The 24,695-nt window shown below is 71.5% G+C and carries 21 protein-coding genes; 11 read left to right on the forward strand and 10 right to left on the reverse strand.

Features of this window, described 5'->3' with window-relative positions; genetic code table 11:
- Positions 1-188: 188 nt before the first annotated feature.
- The 8 genes from ACZ5MC_RS03155 to ACZ5MC_RS03190 form a co-directional block, all read right to left on the reverse strand.
- Positions 189-3,296: an efflux RND transporter permease subunit gene (locus ACZ5MC_RS03155; RefSeq protein ID WP_464517024.1), complete on the reverse strand. Its 3,108-nt coding sequence runs from the start codon at positions 3,294-3,296 to the stop codon at positions 189-191.
- Positions 3,286-4,410: an efflux RND transporter periplasmic adaptor subunit gene (locus tag ACZ5MC_RS03160; protein WP_464517025.1), complete on the reverse strand. Its 1,125-nt coding sequence runs from the start codon at positions 4,408-4,410 to the stop codon at positions 3,286-3,288. The genes ACZ5MC_RS03155 and ACZ5MC_RS03160 overlap by 11 nt, the downstream gene beginning before the upstream one ends.
- Positions 4,407-5,582, reverse strand: a complete 1,176-nt coding sequence (locus ACZ5MC_RS03165; protein WP_306598858.1) for a TolC family protein — start codon at positions 5,580-5,582, stop codon at positions 4,407-4,409. The genes ACZ5MC_RS03160 and ACZ5MC_RS03165 overlap by 4 nt, the downstream gene beginning before the upstream one ends.
- A 73-nt stretch (positions 5,583-5,655) precedes the next feature.
- The gene (locus tag ACZ5MC_RS03170; RefSeq protein ID WP_306598859.1) at positions 5,656-5,925 is read right to left on the reverse strand and encodes a hypothetical protein; all 270 of its coding nucleotides are present in this window, start codon (positions 5,923-5,925) and stop codon (positions 5,656-5,658) included.
- Positions 5,926-6,031: 106 nt separating this feature from the next.
- On the reverse strand, positions 6,032-6,166 hold the full coding sequence (locus ACZ5MC_RS03175) for a hypothetical protein (RefSeq protein ID WP_306598860.1): 135 nt from the start codon (positions 6,164-6,166) through the stop codon (positions 6,032-6,034).
- Positions 6,163-8,346, reverse strand: a complete 2,184-nt coding sequence (feoB, locus tag ACZ5MC_RS03180; protein WP_464517026.1) for a ferrous iron transport protein B — start codon at positions 8,344-8,346, stop codon at positions 6,163-6,165. The genes ACZ5MC_RS03175 and feoB overlap by 4 nt, the downstream gene beginning before the upstream one ends.
- A gap of 4 nt (positions 8,347-8,350) precedes the next feature.
- Positions 8,351-8,578, reverse strand: a complete 228-nt coding sequence (locus ACZ5MC_RS03185) for a FeoA family protein (protein WP_306598862.1) — start codon at positions 8,576-8,578, stop codon at positions 8,351-8,353.
- A 28-nt stretch (positions 8,579-8,606) separates the two neighbouring features.
- Positions 8,607-9,386, reverse strand: a complete 780-nt coding sequence (locus ACZ5MC_RS03190) for a transporter (protein WP_306598863.1) — start codon at positions 9,384-9,386, stop codon at positions 8,607-8,609.
- Between the two features lie 232 nt (positions 9,387-9,618).
- Here ACZ5MC_RS03190 and ACZ5MC_RS03195 point away from each other — a divergent pair, with 232 nt between their 5' ends.
- Together ACZ5MC_RS03195 and ACZ5MC_RS03200 are read left to right on the forward strand one after the other, a co-directional pair.
- The gene (locus ACZ5MC_RS03195) at positions 9,619-10,575 is read left to right on the forward strand and encodes a DUF3187 family protein (RefSeq protein WP_306598864.1); all 957 of its coding nucleotides are present in this window, start codon (positions 9,619-9,621) and stop codon (positions 10,573-10,575) included.
- 318 nt (positions 10,576-10,893) lie between these two features.
- Complete coding sequence (locus ACZ5MC_RS03200) at positions 10,894-11,076, forward strand: hypothetical protein (protein WP_306598865.1); 183 nt, start codon at positions 10,894-10,896, stop codon at positions 11,074-11,076.
- Here ACZ5MC_RS03200 and ACZ5MC_RS03205 read toward each other — a convergent pair whose 3' ends face one another.
- A complete protein-coding gene (locus ACZ5MC_RS03205) occupies positions 11,077-12,246 on the reverse strand; it encodes a Fic family protein (RefSeq protein WP_464517027.1) in 1,170 nt (389 codons plus the stop codon).
- Positions 12,247-12,443: 197 nt separating this feature from the next.
- Between ACZ5MC_RS03205 and ACZ5MC_RS03210 the strand changes: the two genes are divergently transcribed.
- The 8 genes from ACZ5MC_RS03210 to ACZ5MC_RS03245 all read left to right on the forward strand — a co-directional run bounded on the left by ACZ5MC_RS03210 (position 12,444) and on the right by ACZ5MC_RS03245 (position 21,276).
- The gene (locus ACZ5MC_RS03210) at positions 12,444-13,724 is read left to right on the forward strand and encodes a LytS/YhcK type 5TM receptor domain-containing protein (RefSeq protein WP_464517028.1); all 1,281 of its coding nucleotides are present in this window, start codon (positions 12,444-12,446) and stop codon (positions 13,722-13,724) included.
- Positions 13,721-14,458 (forward strand): LytR/AlgR family response regulator transcription factor, encoded by a 738-nt coding sequence (locus tag ACZ5MC_RS03215; protein ID WP_306598868.1) that lies wholly within the window; start codon positions 13,721-13,723, stop codon positions 14,456-14,458. The genes ACZ5MC_RS03210 and ACZ5MC_RS03215 overlap by 4 nt, the downstream gene beginning before the upstream one ends.
- A gap of 118 nt (positions 14,459-14,576) precedes the next feature.
- On the forward strand, positions 14,577-15,980 hold the full coding sequence (locus tag ACZ5MC_RS03220) for an SLC13 family permease (protein WP_306598869.1): 1,404 nt from the start codon (positions 14,577-14,579) through the stop codon (positions 15,978-15,980).
- A 9-nt stretch (positions 15,981-15,989) separates the two neighbouring features.
- Positions 15,990-17,378 carry an FAD-binding oxidoreductase gene (locus ACZ5MC_RS03225; protein WP_306598870.1) on the forward strand — a complete coding sequence of 463 codons (1,389 nt, stop codon included), beginning with the start codon at positions 15,990-15,992 and terminating at the stop codon, positions 17,376-17,378.
- On the forward strand, positions 17,375-18,586 hold the full coding sequence (locus ACZ5MC_RS03230; protein ID WP_306598871.1) for a (Fe-S)-binding protein: 1,212 nt from the start codon (positions 17,375-17,377) through the stop codon (positions 18,584-18,586). Before ACZ5MC_RS03225 ends, ACZ5MC_RS03230 begins: the two co-directional genes overlap by 4 nt.
- A gap of 37 nt (positions 18,587-18,623) precedes the next feature.
- Positions 18,624-19,379 carry a hypothetical protein gene (locus tag ACZ5MC_RS03235; RefSeq protein WP_306598872.1) on the forward strand — a complete coding sequence of 252 codons (756 nt, stop codon included), beginning with the start codon at positions 18,624-18,626 and terminating at the stop codon, positions 19,377-19,379.
- Between the two features lie 13 nt (positions 19,380-19,392).
- Entirely contained in the window at positions 19,393-19,983 is a 591-nt protein-coding gene (locus ACZ5MC_RS03240; protein WP_306598873.1) for a 1-acyl-sn-glycerol-3-phosphate acyltransferase, read from the forward strand.
- A gap of 90 nt (positions 19,984-20,073) precedes the next feature.
- On the forward strand, positions 20,074-21,276 hold the full coding sequence (locus ACZ5MC_RS03245; RefSeq protein ID WP_306598874.1) for a PilZ domain-containing protein: 1,203 nt from the start codon (positions 20,074-20,076) through the stop codon (positions 21,274-21,276).
- Here the strand turns inward: ACZ5MC_RS03245 and ACZ5MC_RS03250 are convergent.
- Positions 21,268-23,001, reverse strand: coding sequence for a protein kinase domain-containing protein (locus ACZ5MC_RS03250; RefSeq protein ID WP_306598875.1), 1,734 nt, complete (start codon positions 22,999-23,001; stop codon positions 21,268-21,270). The two genes, ACZ5MC_RS03245 and ACZ5MC_RS03250, sit on opposite strands and share 9 nt — an antisense overlap.
- Before the next feature lie 87 nt (positions 23,002-23,088).
- Between ACZ5MC_RS03250 and ACZ5MC_RS03255 the strand changes: the two genes are divergently transcribed.
- Positions 23,089-24,684 (forward strand): methyl-accepting chemotaxis protein, encoded by a 1,596-nt coding sequence (locus tag ACZ5MC_RS03255; protein ID WP_306598876.1) that lies wholly within the window; start codon positions 23,089-23,091, stop codon positions 24,682-24,684.
- Positions 24,685-24,695: the final 11 nt, after the last annotated feature.

Consider the following 24,695-nt stretch of genomic DNA (forward strand, 5'->3'; position numbering starts at 1 on the left):
AGGACCATGACATGGGACCGGGTTGCGGGCCTCGCTTGCGGGCAACCCCGCCCCACCACCATCCGCCTGGACGGGGCGAACCGGATGGTGGATATCGGGGCGTTCGTCCTTTCCGGGCGCTGAAGGCCGGCGCCGCGAACCGGGCACGCGGAGTCCCCGGCCCCGGCGGGCCGGGGACCCCACGCCGCCTAGGACGCGGCTTCCCCCCTCTCCTTCGGCCCGCCCACCCAGGCATAGAAGCTGGGCAGCGCCAGCAGGGTGAACAGCGTGCTCGTGACGAGCCCGCCCACCATGACGATGGCCAGGGGACGCTCCAGTTCGCTGCCGCCGATGCCGAGCAGCATGGGCATGAGGCCGAGGATCGCGCTCCCGGCCGTCATGAGCTTGGGGCGCACGCGGCCGACGCTGGCTTCCCTGAGGGCCTCCTGGAAGGGCATCCCGGCGTCCACCAGGTGCCTGGCCTGCGAGATCAGCACGAGGCTGTTCTGCACGGCGACGCCGAAGAGCCCGATCACGCCCACGATGGAACTGATGTTCCAGGTCTCTCCCGCGAGCCAGAGCGCGAGGAGGCCGCCGGCGAAGGCGTTGGGCAGGGTGACCACGACCACGAGGACTTCCCGCCACCGCCCGAGGGCGAGGTAGAGGAGGCCGACCACCAGCGCCAGGGCGGCCCCGATGGCGGTCAGGAGGCGCTTCTGGGTCTCGCGGGCGTCCTCGATCTTGCCGCCGAGCTTGACGACGGTGCCCTTGGGCAGGTCGATGGCCCGGATGGCCTTCTCGAGGCGGTCCGCGGTGCCGCCCAGGTCGCCCGTGGTGCGGACGTTCAAGGCGAGGCGCCGCTGCGCCGCCTCCCGGCGGATCAGGCTGGGCGTGCTGGCCTCCTCGAAACGGGCGACCTGGCCCAGCTCCACCACGCGGCCGTCCTCGAGCACCAGGGGCAGGCGCTTGAGGGTCTCGGGGCTGGTGCGGCCGTCGTCCGGGAAGCGGACGATGCGCTCGATGCGCTGGGGGCCGTCGAAGCGGGGCGCGGTGTCGAGCCCTTGCAGGGCGGCCTTCAGGGTCTTCGCGATCAGGGGCCGGGGCACGTCCAGGCGGCGCAGGGCATCCTCGTCCGGCACCACGGTCCACTTGGGCAGGGAGCCGGCGCCCTCGGGCGTGACCGAGGCCACCCCCGGCACCTTGGCCAGGGCCTCCTGGAGGGAGGCGAGCCGGGCCTGGAGGGCGCCCAGGTCCGGATGGAAGAGCTTGACCTGGATATCCGCGGGCGTGCCCCCGATGCCTTCGGCGATGCGCATCTGCATGGGCGTGGTGAGCTCCACCGGGTAGGGCAGGTCCTCGGCCAGTTCCGCGACCTCCTTCTGCACCTCCGGGGTCCGCCGGGACCCGTCGAGCACCACCAGCACGTCGGAGATCGTGTGGGGCATGGGGTCCTCGGTGAGTTCCGACCGCCCGGTGCGGCGATAGACGGAGGCCACGCCGGGGAGCTTGACCAGTTTCCGCTCCAGCTGGAAGTTGGCCTCGTCCACGGCGGCCAGGCTCGTTTCCGCGGGCAGGATGCTGTTCAGGAGGAGGGCGCCTTCGTCCAGGGTGGGCAGGAAGTTGCTCCCCAGGCTGAAGGCCAGCCACAGGCTCGGGAGGGTCAGTCCCAGGAACGCGGCCTGCACCAGCACTCCGTGCTTCATGGCCCAGTCCAGGCACGGCCGGTAGAGGGCCTTGACGGCCCTGACGGGCCGGGGCTCCTCGAGCATGGAACCCGGCGGCAGGAACCGCTCCACGAGCGCCGGGACGAGGGTGAAGCTCAGCACCAGGCTGAGGGTCATCGCGGTGGCGATGGCCACGGCCAGGGGCGCGTAGAGCCTGCCCGCGAGGCCCCCGATGGCCAGCAGCGGGATGAAGACCGCCAGGATGACGAGCACCGCGGTGAGGATGGGGACGCCCACTTCGGCGGCGGCCCGGGTCAGGGCCACCCTCCGGGGCTCCAGGTGCTCCCGGTGCTCGTGCAGCCGGTGGGCGAGGTTCTCCACCATGATCACGGCGGCGTCGACCAGGAGCCCCACGGCGATGGCCAGCCCGCCCAGGGTCATGGCGTTGAGGCCCATGCCCGCCGCGCGCAGGGGGATCGCCGCGCCGAGGGTCGCCAGGGGGAGCACGGCGATGACGATCAGGGCGGCCCTCAGGTTCCCCAGGAGGAGCACGAGCACCAGCGCCACGAAGAGCCCCCCCAGCAGGAGGGCCAGGGTCACGCCGTTCAGGGCGTGGGTGACGAGTCCCCCCTGGTCGTACATGAGGGTCAGTTCCATGCCCTCGGGGAGGCTCTGGCGGAGCTCGTCCAGGGCCTTGCGCGTCTCCCGGGACACGTCCAGGGTCTCGGCCGTGGGCTGGCGCACGACCCGCAGGCTCACGTCCTCGTGGCCCTGGTGCCGGGCGAGGCCGCGCCGGAAGCCGGCGCCCTCCCGCACTTCGGCCACATCGCCCAGGAGGATCGTCCCCCGGGAGGTCTTCAGGCGGAGCTTCTTCACGGCCTCGGGCTGGGCCGCGAGGCTGCCCACGGTGATGAACCACCCCTTGTCCTGGATCTCCATCACCCCGGCGGCGCTGTCCTGGGCCGTGCCGTCCAGGGCTTCCAGGATCTGGGCGAGGCTCACGCCCTGGAGGCGCATGCGCTCGGGCTGGACGACGACCTGGAGCTGGCGCTCCTCGCCGCCCAGGCGTTCCACCCGGGCCACGCCGGGAACCGCCTGGAGCCTGGGGATGAGGACCTTCTCCGTGTGGTCCCGCAGCTTCATGGGATCGGTCGAGGGTCCTTCCAGCACGAGCTCCATGATCTCCTGCAGGCGTCCGGCGGCGCTGGATACGATGGGGGCCCGGGTGCCTTCGGGGAATTCGCCGGTGACGCCCGCGAGGCGCTCGGCCACGAGCTGGCGGGCCCGCCAGGGGTCGGTGCCGCCCTCGAAGGCCACCACGGTCTGGACGACCTCGGCCTGCACCGTGCTCACCACGCGCTTGACGCCCGGGAGCCCGCCCAGGGCCTGCTCCACGGGCTGGGCGACGGTCAGCTCCAGCTCCGTGGCGGCCCGCCCCGGGCTCTGGATGAGCAGGTTGAGGCTGGGGAGGGTGAGATCGGGGAAGAGATCGCGCTTGAGCGTCGCGAAGGTGGCCAGCCCCGCGACCCCCCACACCAGGGCCAGCGCGAAGACCCACCCCTTGCGGGGAAGCATCCAATCGAACCAGCGCCGGATCAGGGTCCGGTGCTGGGGGGTATAGACGTTTGCGGAATCGCCGGGCTCAGTGGTCATGGTCCTCCCCTCCGCTCTTGCGCTTGATCTGGAGGGATTTCAGAAGGTAGGCGCCTTCGCCCACCACGGTCTCGCCGGGTTTCACCCCGTCGAGCACCATCACGTCGGTGCCCAGTTCGGCGCCCCGGCGCACGGGGCGGAATTCCGCCTCCTCCCCCACCTTGACGAAGACGCCCCAGGTGCCTTCCACCTGCTGCAATGCGCTCTGGGGCAGAACGACCGTCCTGGCCAGGGGCACGTGGACCTCCAGCGGCGTGCCGGGGATCGGGAGCGGGCCGCCCTGCAGGCGCAGGCGGTAGCTGAGGCGGCGGGTGTCGGCTGTGAGGGTCATGGGCGTGCCCTCCAGGCGCGCCTTCCAGCGCTGGCCGTCGCCCTTGCGGGCCTCGGTCACGGCGCCGGTCCGCCAGTTCTCGGGAGCCGGGAGGGGCAGCTCCAGGCGGACGATGGCCGCCGCGGCGGCCTGGAAGCTGCCCAGTTCCTGGCCGGCCTCCACGCCCTGGCCGGGCTGGATCTTGTAGGCGGTGACCGCGCCCGCCTGCGGCGCCTTCACGAGCATCACGGCGCCTGCGCTTTCCGGGCTCAAGCCCCTGGCCTCCAGGGCCAGGCGGGCGGCTTCCTCGTCGGCCCTGGCGGTGGCCGCCTCGCTACCGGCGGCTTCCAGCTCGCGCCGGGAGCCGGCCTGGGCATCGTAGAGGCGCTGTTCCCGGGCCCGTTCGCTTTCGGCCCGGTCGCGCCTGGCCCGGGCGGACAGCCAGTCCGCTTTCAGGCGGGCCAGTTCCGGGCTCTGGAGGGTGAACAGCCCGGCGCCCGCGGCCACGCGCTGGCCGGGGGGGACCTGGATGGCCGCGACGATGCCCTTCACCGGGCTGCTTAGGATGGCCTGGGCGGACTCGTCGCCGATGGCCTCCGCGGGATACCACGCCCCCTCGGCCTTGGGTTCGGGAACGACGAGGAAGCGCAGGCCCCGGACGTCCTTCAGCGGGAGGTGCCGGTGCTCTTCGCCCGGGGCGGCCTCCGGGCCGTGGGCCTCCGCCGGCCCCGCGGCCTTTCGGCCGCAGGCGGCTGCGGCCACCAGGGCGAGGGACAGCATGGAAAAGCGAAAAACCTGGTTCATGGGTTCACCCCGTCGGTGAGGGCCTGGACTTCGGCAGTCAGCAGGTGGGCGGCATGGAGCCGGCGGAAGGAGGCGGCCTTCGCCTCCAGCAGCTGCCGGCGGATGGGAAGGGCCTCGGAAGGCCGTTCCCTGCCTTCGCTGAGCCGGAGGCTGACGGCGTCGAGGGAGGCCTCGAAGGCCGTGAAGGGCAGGGGCGGCGCGGCGGTCTGGAGCCGGGCCAGGGCGGACTGGAAACGCGCATCCAGCTCCAGGAGGGCCAGGGTCAGCTCCTGCCGGGTTGCCTGGAAGGCGGCCTCCGTCTCCCGCCGCACGGCGCGGGTTTCGCCGGGGCGGGGGAACCGGTAGGCGAAGCCCACCTTGCCGACGCGTTCCTCGCCCTCCCTGCCGTAGCTGCCGCGGAGGCTCCACCGGCTGGTGGCGATGGCCTCCTGGAGCCGAAGGGCCTGCTCCTCCAGGTCCAGGCGGGCCTGGAGGGCCCGGCGCAGGGCGCTGGCCTCGAACCGGGCCTGCAGGCCGTCCGCGGAGGGCGCGAGCACCTCCCCGGGAGCCGCGAGCACGGCGGGCACGGGGGGCACCTCGGCCAGGGACCGGAGCACGGCCCACGCGTTCAGCCGCTGGCGTCCGGCCTCGTCCAGCTCGGCCTGGGCGCGGAGCGCCTCGCCTTCGACCAGGTTCACCTGGAACGCCGGGTCCGCGCCGGCCTCCAGGCGGGCCCGGGCGGCCTTGGACCACGCCCGCACGGTGGCGAGGTCCGCTTCCCGGAGCCGCTGGACCTCCTGGGCCAGCCACGCGTCCAGGTAGGCCTGGCGCAGCTGGAACCGCGCCTCGGCGCGGGCGGCGCCGCGGAGGGCGGGATCGGCCTGCCCGAGGGACGCCTCCAGGCGGCTCCGGAGGCCGGGCGAAAGGAAGAGCGGCAGGTCCAGGTCCACGGTCCGGTCGGTGGTGGACGGGACCCCGGGACCCGTGCGGGGCCCGGCGGAGAGGCCGAGGACCGGCCCTTCGCGCAGGAAGCCGCGGGTGCCGGCCAGGGCCCGGCCCCGCTCGGCGAGGAGGGCTTCGGTCCGGAGCTGGCCGGGACTGGTCCGGGCCCGCGGGAGGATGTCGTGGTAGGAGAGGGGCGGCGCCTGCGCCAGGAGCAGGCAGGGCATCACCCCGAAGATCAGCTTTCGCATGGAGACCTCGGTCGGTTCGATGGGACGGCGCGGCCAGGGCGAAGCCCTGCCGCAGGTTCAGGCGTCGGATCGTTCAGGACCGGGGCGGCGTCTTCTCGGGTTCGACGACCTGGCTCACCAGGTCCAGGGCCCGCTCGGCCTCGTAGCTGGGACGGGGCAGGGGATCGGGGACCTGCGGAGCGGGGATTTCCGGCCCCGGGACGGAGGCGCAGCCGTCGGGACAGGAGATGTGGCACACCGGGGCGCAGTCGTCGCCGCTCCCCCCGGCGCAGGGGTCCAGGCTCGTGGCGCCCAGGTAGAAGGACGCCAGGCACAGGAGGAGGATCGCCGCCCAGCGTCTCATGGCGCGTTCACCTGCGCAGGGTGCCGGGGCGTTCCAAAGGGCGTGACCATCCCCACCAGGATACACGGAGGCCGGCCGGCGTCCCTTCCGGGCGGGGAGGTTCCCATCACAGGCTCCGGCGGCCCTGCTTCTTCCCGCAGGCGCAGGCTTCCCCGCAGCATCCCCTGCGCCTGGCCTTCCTGGCGAGCAGCAGGACAGCCAGCGCGGTGACGAGGAGCACCCCCAGGGCCTGCGCGCTCATGCGAACCCCAGGGCCCGGCCCGCCACCACGGTGCCCCAGCTCAGCAGCCAGGCCAGGACCAGCCCGTAGCCGACGCTGAACCCGGTCCAGCGCCAGCTGCGGGTCTCCTTGAGGATCATGCCCACGGTTCCCAGGCAGGGCGTGTAGACGAGGGTGAAGATCATGAAGGCCAGGGCGGTCAGGGGGGTCAGGCCGGAGCGCTCCCGCAGGGTCTGCTGCAGGGGGCTGCCCTCCTGGCCCTCGGGGGCCTCGGCCTTGGCCTGGTGGACGACGGCCATGGTGCCCACGACGATCTCCTTGGCCACGAACCCGGCGGTGAGGGCCACGCCGTCCTTCCAGGCTTCGGGGCGCCTGCGGTCGGGGTCGAGGATGGGGCGGAACACGGGCTGCAGGGCGTGGCCGAAGCGGGCGGCGAGGCTGGAGTTCATGATCCGGCCATGGTGGGCGAAGGCCAGGTCCTCGAGCTGTTCCTTCTCCTGGGCTTCGGGCAGGTGCAGGGCCTGGACGGCCTGCTCCTGGGCGCGCAGCTCGGCGGCCCAGGTCCGGTTGGTGATGCCGGGGTAGTTGCTGAGGAACCACACCAGGGTGGCTCCGGCGAAGATCAAGGTGCCGGCCTTCTTGAGGAACACCGAGCCCTTCTCCCACATGTGCAGGAGGGTCGTGCGCAGCACCGGCAGGCGGTAGGGGGGCAGCTCCATGACGAAGGGCGTGTTCTCGTTGCGGAACAGGCTCATGCGCAGGGCCTTGCCCGCCACGATCGCCAGCACGAAGCCCAGCAGGTGCATGGCCACCACGGCCAGGGCTCCGTGGAAGGGACTGAAGAAGGCCCCGGCCAGGAGGATGTAGACCGGAAGCCGGGCCGAACAGGAGATGAGCGGGGAGACCAGGATGGTGATGAAGCGGTCGCTGCGGGCCTCGATGGTCCGGGTGGCCTGGATGGCCGGGGCGTTGCAGCCCATGCCCATGATCAAGGGGATGAAGCTCTTGCCGTGCAGGCCCATGAGGTGCATGAGCCGGTCCATGACGAAGGCCGCCCGGGCCATGTAGCCGGTGTCCTCCAGGAAGGACACGCAGCCCATGAGGATCATGATCACCGGGAGGAAGACCACCACCGAACCGACGCCGGGGATGACCCCGTCCACCAGGAGGCTGGTGAGCTCGCCGGCCGGGAGCCGCGCGGCGGCGGCGTCGTGGAGCCAGGCGAAACCGCCCGCGATCCAGTCCTGGGGGATCTTGCCCACCACGAAGGTGAGGGTGTACATCGCCACCATCAGCCCGAGGAAGATGGGGATGCCCAGGAACCGGTTGGTGAGCACGGCGTCGATGCGGTCCGTGGGGGTGCGGCTCCCGCCGTCCGTCGTGGTGAGGACCTCCTTCATCAGCCCCCGTGCGAAGCCGAAGCGCCGCTCGGCCAGGAGGGTGGCGCAGTCGGCGCCCAGGTGGCCTTCCAGGAAGCGCCGGCTGGCGTCCAGCTGCTGCTGGATGGCCTGGCTGGCATGGCTGGCCCGGGCCTGCTCGAGGCCGTCCCGGGTTCCCTCCAGGAGCCGGAGGGCCAGCCAACGCGCGGGCAGGTCGCCGGTGAGCTTCTCATCCCGGCGCACCTCCTCGGCCAGGCGGCGCACTTCGCATTCGATGTCCTCCCCGTAGGTGACCCGGGGGGGCCAGAGGCTGGGATCCAGGGAGGGGTCCTGGCCCGTGGCCACCTTGTGGAGGGCGGCCTTCAGCTCCGCGATGCCCTCGCCCCGGTTGCCCACGGTGGCGATCACGGGCCCGCCCAGCAGCGCGGCCAGGACCTCCAGGTCGACCTGCGTGCCCCTGCCCGTGAGCTCGTCCATCATGTTCAGGGCGAACACCATGGGCTTCTTCAGTTCCAGGAGCTGGGTGGTCAGGTAGAGGTTGCGCTCCAGGTTGGAGGCGTCCAGCACATTGAGGATGACGTCCACCGCCGGGTTGGCCAGGAAGCTGGAGGCGATGCGCTCGTCCTCGCTGCGGGCGGACAGGGAGTAGGTGCCGGGCAGGTCCACCGCCTCGATGGCCAGCCCGGCCTCGTCGAAGGTGCCGCTGCGCTTTTCCACCGTGACCCCGGGCCAGTTGCCCACGTGGTGACGGGCGCCCGTGAGCGCATTGAAGAGCGACGTCTTGCCGCAGTTGGGGTTGCCCGCGAGGGCCACGATCGCCATGCCACTACTCCTTTTCCATGAGGATGCAGGCGCACTCGTCCCGGCGGAGGGAGAGGTGGTAGCCCTTGATCACCAGTTCCATGGGGTCGCCCAGGGGGGCGAGCTTTTCCACGCGCACCTCCTCGCCCCGGATGAAGCCCATCTCGAGCAGCCGCCTCTGGACGGCCTCCTCCCCTTCCACCCTGCCCACCCGGCCCCGCTGGCCGACCCGGTACCCGCTCAAGCGTTCCATCGCTGCAACCTCCATCACGTCATCCTCTTCAGAAAATCCTGCCCATGCGCCAGACCAGGCCCGCGTTCAGCGACAGGCGTGGCGCGCCCTGGGTGTGGCCCACTTCCACCCCGCAGTCCACGCAGAGGCTGGGCGTCAGGTCGCGCCTGACCGCCAGTACGCTGCTGAGCGCCTGGGGCCCCAGCTCCGTCCCCGCCAGGGCGTAGGTGTCCAGGGTGAGGTTCCATTCGGAGGTCGCGGCGTAGGTGACGGCGAGGGAGACGACCGCCTGCCGGACCCGCCCTTCGCCCGACCTGCGCCCGATCCAGTTGGCGCCCGCGTTCAGGTCCAGGGCCCAGCGGCCCTGGGTGCGGGAGGCCGTGACGAGCAGGGTGTCGTCGTGCCTGCCGGTGCCGATCCCCTTGGCCACGCTGGCCCGGGGCAGCTTGTGCCAGTGGGCGAGGCCCAGGTCCACGCCGGACCTGGCCTGGCTGAGGAACAGGGCCTGGCCGCCGAACACCGGGTCGCTGCCGCCCGCCTTCTGTTCGCCCTGGGAGTCCTTCCGCAGCGCCGGTCCGCTCCAGCCGAGGCGGAGGTCGAACCAGGAGTTGATCCCGACGTTCAGCTGGGTCGGCACGAACCGGTCCTCCGATCCGTCCCGGTTGGAGATCCGCTGGGCCCCCAGCTCCAGTTCCACGATGCCCGGGTCCGTGAGCCCCGCGGACGTGCTGAAGAGGGGGCGGCAGGCCTTGGGGGCGGGATCGGGGACCTGGGCCCCCAGGGCGGTTCCGGCGAGGAACGCGGACAGAGCGATGCCGAGGCGCTTCATGGCGCATCTCCTGGAATGAAAGTGGTTGGTGTTTGAAAGCCAAAGCGACTGAATCTCAACTTCACCATCTTTCCGTTTCCAATACAAGACCCAAAGGTCGCCTTGTGCTCCCAATCACACGCCCGGCCACCCGAAGGGGCGCGCCGAGGGTTCGTATCCGCGGCCCCGGGCCGTTAACCTGCTAGTCGAGACGCCCGGCGCGGGCCGGTGTCGGCGGATGCGGAGGTGGCCCATGACATGGACCTGTGTGCGTGCTGCGGCCCTGACCCTGGCGGGCCTGGCCGCGGCGGGACAGGAGACGCCCATGAACAACCGGGCGGTGTGGTTCCGCATCTTCCCAGAGCCGTTGCCCGAGGGCGTGAACGCGTTCGCCGTGGAGGCCAGCAGCCAGTTCCTGGCCACGGGAAACGAGACCAGCCTGGACGGGCGGTCCCGGGCGGCCCTGGACGGCGAGGACTGGCAGCTCACCGCCGACCTCGCCTGGCGCCTGGGACCCGGACGGGTCAATGTGCGCTTCAGGGGCGTCAACAGCTCCGGGGGGATCGGCGACCAGGCCGTGGCCACCTTCCACAAGGCCCTCGCGCTGCCCGACGGGGGCCGGGACCAGGTGCCCCGGAACCGCATCGACTACCAGCTGGTGGTGAACGGGCGCACCGTGGCGGAGCTGCGGCGGCCGGCCACCCGGCTCCTGGGCACGGACGTGGCCTACGCCATCGGCTTCGGGGACCGCGAGGCCGGCGGGCGGGTGGGGGTCAGCGTCCAGCTGCCCACCGGCAGCGACCGGGACTGGTCCACGGACGGGGGCATCAACGAGATGGCCGGGGTGGCCGGCTGGCGGGCCTGGGGCCGCTGGACCCTGCACGGCCAGCTCGAAGGCGTGCACCTGGGCCTGCCCGCGGGGAGCCCCTTCCGGCAGGCCATGCCCCGGCGCACCCTGGGCCGGGCCTGGGTGGGACTCGGGTTCCGGGACGACGGGCCGGGCTTCTGGCGGGGCTTCGCGCTGGACGTGACCCTGCAGTACCACCAGAGCCCCTACAAGGTGGGCGTCGACTGGATCGACCGGCCCGGGGTCCAGCAGCACTGGGTGCTCGGCCACCGGTCCCTGCCCAGGTGGCGCTTCGGGTTCTCCGAGGACGCGGGCACGTTCACCAACCCCGATATCACGGTGTTCGCCATCTTCCGGCCCTGAATCATTGGCTTTGCTTATGGACCTATTCATTCCGCGCAGGATGTCCCGCGCGCGTTGACACGCGGCCAGGCAGGGCCTATTTCTTGAATCACATGATGCAGCTCCCTTCCACCTCCGCTCCCGTCGCCGCTCACGCCGGCCTCCGGGGAGCGCGCGTGCCGGAGGCCGTCCTCGCCCTTGCCAGCCTGTTCATTACGGTCGTAATTATCGGACCCGGGGCGGGGGCTTTCTAGAACGCACAGGAAAGAAACCCAACCGCCCCGCACCCGAAAGGTCGCGGGGCTTTTTTTCATCCCATTCCCACCAGCGAGGTTTCACATGTCCCCAGTCCTCCGCAGCACCTCAGCCCCCATGGACGCCCGGAAGGCCAGCCAGGGCTCCCAGGGCCGCACGCCGGGAAGCGATGGGGCGGAAGCCGGCCCCCGCACCCCGTCCCCGGCCACCCGGCAGACCGAGGCGCCCGAGATGATGGACGCCTGGAATTTCCGCCTGCTGGTCTGATCAGCTTCTGAACGCCTCCGGCAGGAAGCGGTCCAGGTCCACCCGGTAGGAGGCGCTCCGCGCTTCCCCGAAGGGCACGACCAGGCCCATCTCCGCCAGGGCGGCGAGGTCGCGCACGGCGGTGGCGCGGCTGGTCGTCGTGATGGCGCGGTAGCGGCGGTTGCTCACGGCGAGGTCGGCGCTCATGGGGAAAAGGACGCTCCTGAGCACCTTTTCCTGGCGTTCGTTGAGCGGGAGGCGGCGGACCTCGGCCCAGAACCGGCCCCGGGCCAGGACCCGGCCCACCTCCTGGACGCCCTGGCCCGTGGCGGCTTCCACCTGCCCGAGGAACCAGGCCAGCCAGTCGGTGATGTCCAGGCTCCCGCGCTGGGCATGCTCCAGCGCGTCATAGTAGGCCTGCCGGTTCCTCATGATGTGGGCGGACAGGGAATAGAAGCGCCGCGGGAGCCGCTCGTCCTGGGAGAGGGCGAGGTCGGTCAGGGTCCGGGCGAGCCGGCCGTTGCCGTCGGCCAGGGGATGCAGGGTGACGAACCAGAGGTGCGTGAGGCCCGCGCGGAGAAGGCCGTTCAGGCCCTCGGGAGGATGGTTGAACCAGTCCAGGAAGGTCTCGAGGCCGGATTCCAGCCCCGCGCGGCCGGGGGCCTCGAAGTGGACCGTCTCCGGTTCTCCCGGGCGGCGCCCGAGGGTGGCCACGACCATGGGGTAGTCTCCTCGCAGCTCGCCGGCGGGGAGGGTCCGGAGGCCGTCCGGGACGCCCCTGGGAAAGAGGGCCCGGTGCCACCCGAAGATCCGTTCGAGGGTGAGGGGCGATCGCCAGCCTTCCGCCGCCTCGGCCAGGATGTTGACGACCGGGTCGACCCGCCGCAGGCTGCCGGTGGCCTGTGCGAGGTTCGTCGCGACGCCCAGGCGGAGCATCATGGAGGCCCGGACGGATTCCAGGTCGAGGCTGACACCTTCGATGGCGCTGCTGTTCACCACCTCCCGCGCCATGGCCTCCACCGCCGTTTCACCCGCGGCGAAGCCCCCGATGGCCCTCACGACGCCCAGCAGCTCGGCCTGGGCGCGGCGGGCCGAATCCAGCGGGCCGGACAAGCGTAAGGAATCCCACGCGAGCGCAGGCCAACCCGGGAGCTCCCATATGAACGTGTGTCCGGTCCTGGCCCTGGCCATGGTTGAACCGCCTTGATTCAATTCTGGCCCCTAATTGAATCGCGATCGATCTTATTTTAAGTAAAATGCTGAGTCGTTTTTGGCCACTAATCGAATCACCCGGCCCAACCCAATGGGAGATTTTCCAGCGCATTTAATGGATAATCCAACATGCCTCCACGCGGACCCCTTGCTTTCCCGGGCCGGCCATGATGTCCATGGCCACCGGCAAGGTGCTGGGCTTCCTGGACGGGGCCCTGGTGTGGGACATCACCCGGAACCTGGCCCTCAACGGGCTCGGGGCCTACCTGGTGACCCGGCTGAGTTCCGTGCGCCGGGCCATCACCGACTCCCATTACCGGGCCAAGGACCAGCTGGTGCTGGCCCTGGTCTTCGGGGCCTTCTCGGCGGCGGGCAACTTCATCGGGATCCCGGTGCACGGCGCCCTGGCCAACACCCGCATCGTGGGGCCCATCGCCGGGGGACTCATCGGCGGGCCCCTCGTGGGCATCGGGGCGGGCTTCCTGGGCGGGGCGGTGCGCTATTCCATGGGGGGCTACACGGCCCTGGCCGCCCTGGTCTCCAACGTCCTCGCGGGCCTCATCAGCGGCCTCGTCTACCGGCGCCTGGGGGCGCGGCGGATCACCGTGCCCGTGGCGCTGGGAACGGCCGTGCTGGCCGAGCTCAACCTCAAGGCGTGCATCCTGCTCATGTCCAAGCCCTTCGCCCAGGCCTGGCAGCTGGAGCGGACCATCGCCATCCCCACCATCCTCGCCAACGCGGCGGCGGTGGGGATCTTCCTCCTGGTGGTGCGCGACGTGTACCGGGAGCAGGAGAAGATGAAGGCCCAGGCCACCCAGCAGGCCCTGCTGGCCCAGGCCGAGCTCCAGATGCTCAAGGCCCAGGTGAACCCCCACTTCCTCTACAACACGCTGACCACCGTGGGCGCCCTCACCCGCACGGATCCCGAGGCGGCCCGCACGGTGATCAAGGACCTGTCCGTCTTCCTGCGCCGGTCCCTGGACCGCGGGGAGGAGATGACCACCCTCGCCGACGAGCTTCAGACCGTGGAGCTCTACCTGAGCCTCCAGAAGGCCCGCTTCGGCACCCGGGTGCAGGGGGACATCCAGGTGCCGCCCGAGCTCCTGGGCCTGATCCTGCCGGTGTTCATCCTCCAGCCGCTGGTGGAGAACGCCATCAAGCACGGCATCGGCCCCCGCCGCGAGGGGGGCACCGTCACCCTTCGCGCGGGCCGGGAGGCCCAGGGCGCCTGGATCGAGGTGCGGGACGACGGCCTGGGCATCGAGGAAAGGGACCTGGAGCGCCTCAACCTCCGGGGCGGCACCCCTTCGGAGACCGGCCTGGGCCTGGGCCTGCAGCACGTCCACCGGCGCCTGCGCCTCATCTTCGGGCCCGCCTCGGGGCTGGTGCTCTCCAGTGCCGGACCCGACCGGGGCACCGTGGCCCGCCTCTCCCTCCCCGCCCAGGCCATGCCATGAGCCGCTTCCGGGCCGTCATCGTGGACGACGAGCCGCTGATCTGCGGCGAGCTCAAGACCCTCCTGGAGGCCCAGGAGTGGGCCTGGGTGGTGGGGGTCTATCACGACGGGGCCCGGGCCCTGGCCTTCCTGGAAGAAGAGGGGGCCGACCTGGTCTTCCTGGACATCCAGATGCCCGAGATGGGCGGCCTGGAGCTGGCGGCGCGCCTGGCGGAGCTGCCCCGGCCGCCCCGGGTGGTCTTCGTGACGGCGTACGCGCAGTACGCCCTGGAGGCCTTCAAGGTCCGGGCCATGGACTACCTCCTGAAGCCCTTCGACGCCGCGGACCTCCTGCGCATCCGGGACCGCATGGCCGGAGCGGGGCGCATCGCCGCCGAAGCGCCCCGGTTCCCGCGCACCATCCTCGTGGAGGGCGCCACCGGGTTCGACGTGGTGCCGGTGGACCGGATCCGGATGATCGTGGCCCGGGAGCGCGAGGTCTTCCTGGAGACCCTGGACGGCCGGAGCCGGCCCACCCGCACCCGCCTCACGGAGTTCGAGGCCCGGCTCGATCCCGCCTTTTTCCTGCGGTGCCACCGGAACTACATCGTCAACGTCGACCAGGTCGCGAACCTCACCCCCTGGTTCAACCACGCCTACCTGATCCACCTCAAGCCCCTGCGGGACGGCGCCCCGGCCGAGATCCCCGTGGGGCGGATGTACCTGCCCCGGCTGAAGAGCGTCTTCGGCCTGTAGCGGCATCCGGGCCGCTGGTACGCCAGGGAGGGTCGCCGGTGGCTCCAGGCTGGACGTGAACCTTCCCGTGGCCCGATATGGAAGGTACACCCTGGCATGCCCCATAGGAGGATCTGACGTGGAACGCAAGAAACTCGTCGCGCTCGTCGTGGCCTTCGCGGCCCTGGCCGGAATCATGTGGCTCACTCCCGAAGTGAAGGGACTGACCCCCACCAGCAAGGCGGCCCTGGGGGTGGCGGTCTTCGCCATCATCGTCTGGGTCACCCAGGCCCTGGAGGACGCCATCAGCGGCCTCCTCATCGTCTTCCTCCTGGCGGCCCTCAAGGCCACCACCCTGCCCAACGCCTTCGGGGGCTACGCCAACACGGCGCTCTGGCTCATCGTCATCGGCTTCATCATGGCCGGGTGCATGGAGAAGTCGGGCTTCTCCAAGCGGGTCGCCCTGACGCTGGTGAACATGGCCGGCGGCGGCGCCGTGAAGATCTACTGGGCCGTCGCCGCGGTCATGGCCGTCATGACCTTCCTGGTGCCGTCCATCACGGCCCGGACGCTGCTCATGCTGCCCATCATCCTGGGCATCGGGCAGGCCTTCAACGCCGAGCACGGCAAGAGCAACATCATGAAGGCCCTCATGTTCATCGTCGCCATGAGCGGCACCATGATGAGCATGGGCGTGCTCACCGCCCACGTGGGCAACCCCATCACCGTCGGGCTCATCGAGGCCGCCACCAAGAAGACCATCTCCTGGTCCATGTGGTTCAAGGTGGGCGGCGTGCCGGCCTTCGCGCTGGCCTTCCTCTCCGTCTACATCCTCCGCCTCATGTGGCCCCCCGAGATCAAGACCCTGGGCAGCGGCCACGACTACATCAAGAGCGAGCTGGAGGCCCTGGGCCCCTTCTCCAAGGCCGAGAAGTACACCCTGGTGGTCTTCCTGCTGACCCTGGTGCTCTGGGCCACGGACTCCTTCCACAAGGTCAACGTGGTGATCGTCGGCATGGCCTCCGTCATCGTCCTGCTCTGGCCCGCCAAGGGGATCATGGGCTGGAAGGAGGCGCAGTCCAAGGTGCCCTGGAACGTGTTCGTGCTGTACGGCGCGGGCCTCTCCATGGGCGCAGCCCTGGCCTCCTCGGGCGCGGCCAAGTGGATGGCCGGGACCATGCTCGGCCCCCTCATCCACCTGCCCCACGTGGCCCAGCTGATCATCATCATCTGGCTCATCACCGCCCTGCAGGTGTTCTTCACCGGCGGCGGCCCCAAGACCACGGCCCTGACACCCATCATCATCGCCCACGCCGTGGCCATCGGCGCCGACCCCATGGCCTTCGCCCTGATCATCGGCATCAACATGCCCCACCAGTACCTGCTCCCCGTGACCAACATGCCCAACGCCGTGGCCATGGGCAGCGGCCACATCACCTCGAAGGAGATGCTGAAGACCGGCGCCGTGATGAGCCTGCTGGCGGCCGTCTTCATGACGGTCATGGCCCTGACGTACTGGACCTGGCTCGGGCTCACGAAGTAGGAGAATGACATGCCGGTGACCACGCTTCTCGACGAACTGCGGCTGATCGTGGGCCAGGACCACGTCCTGGACGGCGAGGTGGACCGGTTCGGCTACTCCTACGACTCCTCCTTCCTGCCCCTGGTCCCGGCCCGCAAGCCGGACCTGGTGGTGCGGCCCCGCACCGTGCAGGAGGTCTCCAGGGTCATGGCCCTGGCGCACGCCGCCGGCATCCCGGTCACCCCCCGGGGCGCCGCCAGCGGGCGCACCGGGGGCTCCGTGCCCCTGGAGGGCGGCATCTCCCTCGCCCTGGACCGCATGACCGACATCCTCGAAGTGGACGAGGCCAACATGATGGTCACGGTGGAGCCGGGCGTGCGCACCATGGACCTGCACGACGCCTGCGCCGCCCGGGGGCTCTTCTATCCCCCGGACCCCGCCAGCTGGAAGTTCAGCACCATCGGCGGCAACGTGGCCGAGAACGCCGGGGGCATGCGGGCCGTGAAGTACGGCGTCACCCGGGACTACGTCATGGGCCTCCAGGTGGTCCTGGCCGACGGCGCCATCCTCGAGACCGGCGGGAAGGCCATCAAGAACGTCACCGGCTACGACCTCACGAGCCTCTTCACGGGCTCGGAGGGGACCCTCGGGGTGATCACGAAGGTGCTGCTGCGGCTCATCCCCCTGCCCAAGCAGCGGGGGGTGCTGCGGCTCATGTTCGCCGACATGGAGGACGGCTGCGCCACGGTCCACCGGATGCTGAAGGAGGACATCGTCCCCTCGGCCGCGGAGATCATGGACGACGTCAGCCTCGAGGCCGTGGCCAGGCACCGCAAGATGACCCTGCCGGCGGGCGCCGGCTGCTGCGTGATCATCGAAGTGGACGGCGAGGATGCCGCCTCGCTGGACGGCCAGTACGAGCGCATCCGCCACGTGGCCGCCGCCTGCGGCTGCCTCGAATTCAAGGTGGCCAAGGACAAGGCCGAGAGCGACGAGCTCTGGGCGGTGCGGCGCGGCCTCAGTTCGGCCGTGGCCTCCCTGGCCCCCAACCGCCTGGGCGAGGACATCTCCGTGCCCCGGGACGCCTTCCCCGAGGTGGTCCGCCGCATCGGCGCCATCGCGAAGAAGTTCGACCTCCTCATCCCGGTCTTCGGCCACGCCGGGGACGGGAACCTGCACCCGTCCGTGCTCTGCGACATGGCCGACGCCGGGCAGGCCGAAAGGGTCCACCATGCGGTCGACGCCATCTTCGAGGCGGCCCTGGCCGTGGGGGGAACCCTGACCGGGGAGCACGGCATCGGCATCACCAAGCGCCCCTACCTGGCCCAGGCCCTGGGCGAAACGGGCGTGCGCACCCTCAAGGCCATCAAGGCCGGCCTCGATCCCAAGGGGATCCTCAACCCGGGGAAGATCTGGTGAACGACCTCCTCAAGGAAGCCAAGGACCTGGTGGCGGGCTGCGACCGGTGCGGCACCTGCCTCACCGTGTGCCCCCTGTTCAAGGTGCGCGACGTGGAGCGCTCCAGCGCCCGCGGCAAGAACGCCATCGCCCGGGGCCTGGCCGAGGGCGGCCTCGAGCCCGGCGCGGGCGTGCGCGGGGCGGTGGAGTTCTGCCTGCTCTGCCGGGCCTGCGCCGACAGCTGCCCCAACAAGGTGGCCACCGACGAGGCCATGATCCGGGTACGCCAGGTCCTCACGGACCGCGCGGGCGGTCCCACCGCGAAGTACCGCCTGGTGGGCGCCGTGCTGCGCAGCCGCGCCCTGGTGGGCCTGGGCGCCCTGTCCCTGGGGGCGCTGCGGCGCCTCGGGCTCCTGCGCTTCCTCCCCTCGGCCCTGGTCCCGAAGGAATTCCCCCGCAAGGCCTTCCTGGCCGCCTTCGCCGGTCCCGCGGCCCTGGGCGGGGAGGCTCCGGTGTCCCCGGCGCAGCTGGGCACCCACGCCCGGGTGGCCTATTTCCAGGGCTGCGGCATGAAGCTCATGTTCCCGGACGCCGCCGAGGCCACCCTGAAGCTCCTGGGCGGCCTGGGCGAGGTGACCTCCCCGGACAACCCCTGCTGCGGCCTTCCCCACCTGGCCCACGGCATGGGCGCCACCTTCCTGGACCTGGCCAAGGAGAACATCGCCCTCTTCGAGGACGCCGACCTGGTGGTGACCGACTGCGCCAGCTGCGGCGGGGCCCTCAAGCACCTGGCCTCCCACTTCCGGGAGGATCCGCTCTGGCGGGACCGGGCCGCGGCCTTCAGCGCCAAGGTGCTGGACCTCACCGAGTACCTCGTGCGCATGGGCTACCAGTCCCCGGAACGCCGGGACCGCACGTACACGTTCCACGACCCCTGCCACCTGGTGCGGGGCCAGGGGATCCGCCGCCAGCCGCGCCAGCTCCTGGAGGCCGCGGGCACCTTCGTGGACATGCGCGAGTCCGACGCCTGCTGCGGCGGCGCCGGCACCTTCCACATGGACCACCCCGAAGCCGCCGCCCAGGTGCTGGCCCGCAAGACCTCGAACATCGAGGCCACCGGGGCCGACGTGGTGGTCACGGCCTGCCCCGGCTGCCTCATCCAGCTCACCCGGGCCGCGGAGGCCAGCGGCGGCAGGTTCAAGGCCATGCATATCAGCCAGGTGATCTGAACAGGAATTATTCCCGGATTGCTGGCCTAATGTACCCATGGAAAAGCTTTTCGAGCCGGATCTCGATCTGGAGCTGGCCCTCTCCGGCGTCGGGGAGAGCCGGAGGGGGCTGAGCCTGGCCCTCGCGGCAGGCCTGACCCTGGCCCTGGTGTGGGCGCTCGGCGCGGCGCGCCTGCGCGCCGCCGGCGTGGAACGGACCCGGGTCCTGGGCGTCCGGCTCGCGGTGGATCAGGTCCTGGACCCCGCCCCCCGGGAGGCCCCGCCCTCCGCCCACCCCGGGGATCCCGCCGGGACGGGGACGGTGGACCCGGACCTGCTGAAATACCAGAAGCTGCAGGCGAGCCTCCCCAGGGCAGCCAGCTTCACGCCGGATCTGGACCTGGAGCCTCGCGGCCTGCCGGCGGAAGCCGCCGCCCCGGAGGTGCCCCAGGGCCTGCCCGTGGCCCGGGGCGGCAACGGCATGGCGCGGGGGGACGGCGGTTCCAGGCCCGCCGCGGCGGCCCCGGTGCGGCGCATCCTGGCCGCGCCCGTGGACGACGACGAGTTCCGCATCGTCCTGCAGCCCATCCCGGTGGTGAAGGGGACGGTCCGGGGCCTCAAGGGCTCGGTCCTCGTGCGCCTCTCCATCGGCGCCGACGGCGTGCCGCTGTCCGCCACGCCCCTGGGGGGCCCCCCGGAGACCTGGCCGAGGATCGTGGAGACCGTGCTCCTCTGGCGCTTCCACGTGCCCGAGCGCATGAGGGTCCAGGCCCCCATCCGCCTGGACGTGACCTTCTCCCTCCAGACGCTGTAGACGAGAGGCCACCGTGCGATTCCAGACCGACCTCCCCGCGCCGCCCGCCGCCCTCCGCCATGCCCGCGGCGGCCTCTGGCGGTGGCTCGGAAAGCTCTACCTGGCCTGGGGAGGCTGGCGGGTGGAGGGCGGGTTCCCCGAGGACCCCCGGGCCGTGGTCATCGTGGCGCCCCACACCTCCAACTGGGACTTCACCCTGGGCCTGGCGGTGGTGCTGGCCCTGGAACTGCGCTCCTCCTGGCTGGGCAAGCACACGATCTTCAAGCCCCCCTTCCGCGGGCTCCTGCGCTGGCTGGGCGGCATCCCCGTGGACCGCAGGGCCGCCAGCGGCGTGGTGGGGGCCTGCGTGTCGGCCTTCGAGGCGGCCCCCGCCCTCTACATCGCGCTGTCCCCCGAGGGCACCCGCAAGCAGGTGGGCCAGTGGAAGTCCGGGTTCTACCACATCGCCTCCAGGGCCGGCGTCCCCATCCTGCCGGTGGCCCTGGACTACCCGGAGCACGTGGTGCGCTTCCTGCCCCCCTTCCACCCCAGCGGGGACCTGGAGCGGGACCTTCCCCTGCTCCGGGCGCCCTTCGAGGACGTCAAGGGCCACTCGGCCCGGTGAGTGGCGCGAGGCGACGCGGCGGGGTATCGTAAGACCGTGCGAATCCAGGAATCCCCGATCCATGCCACGCCCCGGGCGGCGGAGGGCTGAATGTCCACCGGCGCCCAGATCCGGGAACCCGCCCTCGTCGCCGAGGCCCTCCGGGACCTCATGGCCACCGAAGCGGAGTTCCCCATCAAGGTGGAGGGCACGCGGACCCTGCCGTACACCGCCGTCCTGCTGAAGGTGGAGGCCGGCTCCGGGGACCTGGTCCTCAAGCTGCTGCGGCCCCTGCCGCCGGCCCTGGCGGAGGGGGCGCCGTTCGAGCTCGTGTTCGCCACCCAGGGCAAGCGCCTGGAGGGGCGCATCCGGTTCGTGGGACGGGAGGGCTATCTGCAGTACCGCTTCCAGGGCCCGGCGACCCTGACGGCGTCGGACCGGCGGCTCTGGAAGCGCTACCCCTTCCGCCCCCGGGAGAACTTCTACGTGGCCGGGCAGGACTCCGAGGTCCCGGGGCACGGCCTCACCGGACCCCTGCTGAGCCTGTCCATGGGGGGCCTGGCCTTCCGGGTGGACCGCATGCTGAGGCTCGACGACGGGATGCCCCTGCCGCCCCACGCCGTGCTCTTCGACCGGGGGATGATCTTCAGCCTCCTGCGCGTCAGCGGCTTCCCCAAGGGCGAGCACCTGGAGCTCCGGGGCCAGGTGGTGCGGGTGCAGCAGGCCGACTCCGAGCTGCAGCTGGGCGTCCAGTTCATGGGCATGGGCGAGGCCGACAAGCTGCTCCTTTCCCGGTTCCTGGAACTGCGGGACCGCCAGAGCGGCCTGTCCTCGGGCGGCTACCGGCCGGAGGCCGGCCCCCTGGAGGTCAGCGCCCCGGCCCGGGCCCAGGCCCCTCCTCCGGCCCCCGCGGCGCCTGGCCTGGAGGCCCTGGGCGCCCTGGACCGCAGGTGCGCCAGGCTCCTCCTGGTGGGGCCCCCAGGCGAGGACCGGGAGCGGCTGGAGGCGAACCTGAGGGCCGCGGGCTACTGGCGCTTCGAGGCCGCGCCGGACCTCTTCGGGGCCCACGGCCTCTGGAAGGAGGCGGGGTCCGCGCCGGTGCGGCTCCTCCTGGTGGACCTGGAGCCCAGCCTCGCCGGGGGCCTGGAGGCCGTCGGCGCCGTGCGGCACCTGGAGCCGCTGCTCCGGTCCTTCGGGGAGCTGCCCATCGCCTTCGTCACCCGGAAGGCGGATCCCATGCTGGACCTCCTGGGGAACCCCGCCTACCGGGGCCTGTCCCTGGAGGGGACGGGCTGGGGAGAGCTCCTACCTTAGGATCGCGTCCTCGATCGTGTTGCCCTCGCCCAGCTCCGGGGCCAGGGACCCGGCGGCCAGCAGCAGCCCCCCGGGGGCGTTGCCCCGCACGAGGCTGTGGTCCATGGCCAGTGAGGCCTCCAGGTGGCACGCGATGCCCAGGGAGGCGCCGTCGACCACCCGGGTTCCCGACACCTGCGCTGAACCGCCCCGGTGCAGCAGGAGCCCGGGCTGCCCATTGCCGGTGACTTCGCAGGCGGCCAGGACGATCCGGCCCCCGTCAACGGCGCAAAGGCCCAGCCCGGGGTTCCCCGCCACCCGGCACCCGGCGAGCTGGACCCGGGCGCCCTCCGTGGCGTGCACGCCGGCCCCCGCGTGGCCCGTGACCAGGCAGCCCTCCAGGGCGGTCTGCGCGCCCTCCAGGGCCAGCACCCCGGCACAGGCGCTCCGCCTGAATTCGCAGCGCACGAACCGGGAGGAGCTGCGGGGCCCCAGCTCCACGGACCCGCCCGCGTGGTCCTCGAAGACGCAGTCCAGGGCCGTGGCCTGCGCCCCGGCGTGGAGCCGCAGGCCCAGGCCCGCGGGACTGGTGACGAGCGCGGCCTCCAGGGTGGTGTGGCCGGAGCGCAGGTCCGCGGCCGGTCCCGGGCCGGCGCCCCGGAGGGTGAGGCCCCGCACGTCGCACCGGGGCGCGTCCACGGTGACGCAGGGGCCCGCGGGGGACTCCACCACGATGAGGGCCGGGTCGCCCGAGCCCTGGAGGGTGAGTTCCTTGTCCACGAGGACCGCCTCCCGGTAGACGCCGGGCAGGACCTCGATGACCGCCCCGCTCCGGGCCAGGCGCAGGGCCACCCGGAGGCTGAGGCAGGTGGCCCCGCCGCCCCTGCCCACGACGATGCGCTGGGGGGGCTCCGGAGCCTGGGCCGGGGCCGCGAGGGCCTCCCGCAGGGCCGCCGCCAGCTCCTCGGCGGTGGCGTAGCGGCGCGAGGGATCCTTGGCCAGGGCCTTGTCCATCACGTCCACCACCGCCCGGGGCACGCCATGCAGGTGGTCCGGGGCGAGCTCCCTGGGGGGCTTGTGCAGGATGGCGTTGAGGATGGCCGTGGGGCCTTCGCCCGTGAAGGGCCGGTCCCCCCCGGAGAGGATCTCGAAGATGATGACCCCGGCGGCGAAGATGTCCGCGGCGGGGCCGGCCTTGCCGCTCTCCAGGTACTCCGGGGCCATGTAGCTGACCGTGCCCATCCAGGTGCCCTGCTCCGTGAGGCTCGAGCGGTCCACGCTGGCCACGCCGAAGTCCAGCAGCTTGGCCACGGGGTGCCTGCCCTTGCCGCCCACGAGGATGTTGGCCGGCTTGACGTCCCGGTGGACGATGCCCCGGGCGTGGGCGAAGCCCAGGCCGTCGCAGGCCTGGGCCAGGGCCTCCAGCAGGTCGGCCCGGCCCGGGGAGCCGCGCTGGATGAGGGTGGCGAGGTCCTCCCCCTCGTGGAATTCCATGGCCAGGTAGCAGACCTCCTCCACCATGCCGAAATCATAGACGGTGATGATGTTGGGGTGGTTCAGGGCCGCCATGGCGCGGGCCTCCCGCTCGAAGCGGGCCTGGCCCTCCCCCTCGAAGGCCGCGCCGGGCCGTATGGTCTTGACGGCCACCGGCCGCTCCAGGACCGGGTCCCGGCCCAGGTACACCTCGCCCATGTTGCCCCTGCCCAGGAGCCGGAGGATTTCGTATTTGCCGATGGTCTTGATCATGCGGTTTCAATGATAAACGGGAATGCACGATTTATCGGTTAAAGGTATCCTCTTCCACCTTGAACTGTTCTTTACCAGGAGCCGACCATGGGCATTTTCGTCAGGATTTTCGGGCGTCTGAGGATACGCGGGAAGTTCGCGTTCCTCTTCGCGGGCCAGGTCCTCCTCCTGGCGGTGGTGGCCCTGACCGGCGCCTTCACCATCGACCGGGTCGTGAGCCGCCTGGAGGTCTCCGGGGCGGACCTGGACAAGGCCCGGATGCTCTCCAGCGCCCTCAACGACGTGAACACGATCCGTACCGTGCACGTCTCCCTCATCGCCGCGGCCAAGGACGAGGCCTACCAGGCCAAGCGCGGCCAGCGCCTCAAGGAGCTGCAGGACAAGGCCGCGGTCAAGCTGGCCAAACTGGAGACCGTGGCCTGGGGTCCGGAGGAGAAGGCCCTGGTGACCCAGGGCCTGGCCTCCATCCGGAAATACGACGCCGGGTTCCCCGAGGCCCTGGCCAAGGCCAAGGCGGCGGCCAGGTTCGATCCGGGCCTCATGGAGGCCAACGTCCAGGACCAGCGCCTGGGGCGGGAGGGCTTCGAGAAGACCCTGGCGGCCATCGACGCCCGCACCCGGGAGGACGTCCGCCTCACGTCGGGCTTCGCCGGCAGGATGCAGCTCTACCTCCTGGCGGGAAGCCTGGTGGCCATCCTCGCCGGCATCGTCATGACCGTGGTCGTGGGGCGGCAGGTGGGCGCGGCGGTGGCGGAGATCCGCACGGCCCTGGTGGCGGTGGGCGGGGGCGACCTCACCCGTTCCCCGAAGGTGGACACCCGGGACGAGTTCGCCGAGATCGCCGGGAGCCTCGACGACCTGACCCGCGGCCTGCGCCAGGACATCTCCACCCTCGCCGGCATCGCCGAGCGCGTGGCCAGCGGCGCCACGGAACTGGCCGCCACCACCGACCAGCTCAACGGCGCGACCGAGGAGATCAGCAGGGGCGCCGAGCACCAGCGCGCCGCCATGGACCGGTCCACCTCGGCCCTGAACGACGTGGCCAGCTCCATCACGGACGTGCGCGGAACTGCGCACGAGACGGACCGGTTCTCCCAGGAGTCCCTTGCCATGAGCGCCCGGGGCCTGGACTGCGCCAGGGGCTCCTCCCAGGCCATGGAGGCCATCGAGGAGAGCTCGGCCAAGGTCGGCCGCATCACCTCGGTCATCGCCGACATCGCCCGCCAGACCAACCTGCTCAGCCTGAACGCCGCCATCGAGGCGGCCAAGGCCGGGGCCCAGGGCAAGGGCTTCGCCGTGGTGGCCGAGGAGATCCGCAAGCTGGCCGAGCGCAGCGCCGGCGCGGCCAAGGAGATCAGCCAGCTCATCCAGGAGAGCACCGGGCGGGTCAAGGACGGCGCCGTCTCCACCGCCGCGGTGAGGGAGATCCTGGTGGCCATGGAGGCCAACATCCGCAACCTGTCCACGGGCGCCGCGCGCGTGACCACCTCGGTGGAGGAGCAGACCCTCTCCTGCAACGAGGTGGTGGAGGCGGTGAGCACCACGGCCCAGCTCACCGAGCAGAACGCCTCGGCCACGGTCCAGCTGGCCTCGAGCCTCCACGAGACCTCCCGCACCATCGACGACCTGGCCCGCCAGGCCGGGGATCTCCACCGCCTCACCGGCAAATTCCGGTTAGCCTGATTCCGTACAGC

This window comes from Mesoterricola sp. JemC181, from assembly GCF_055384585.1.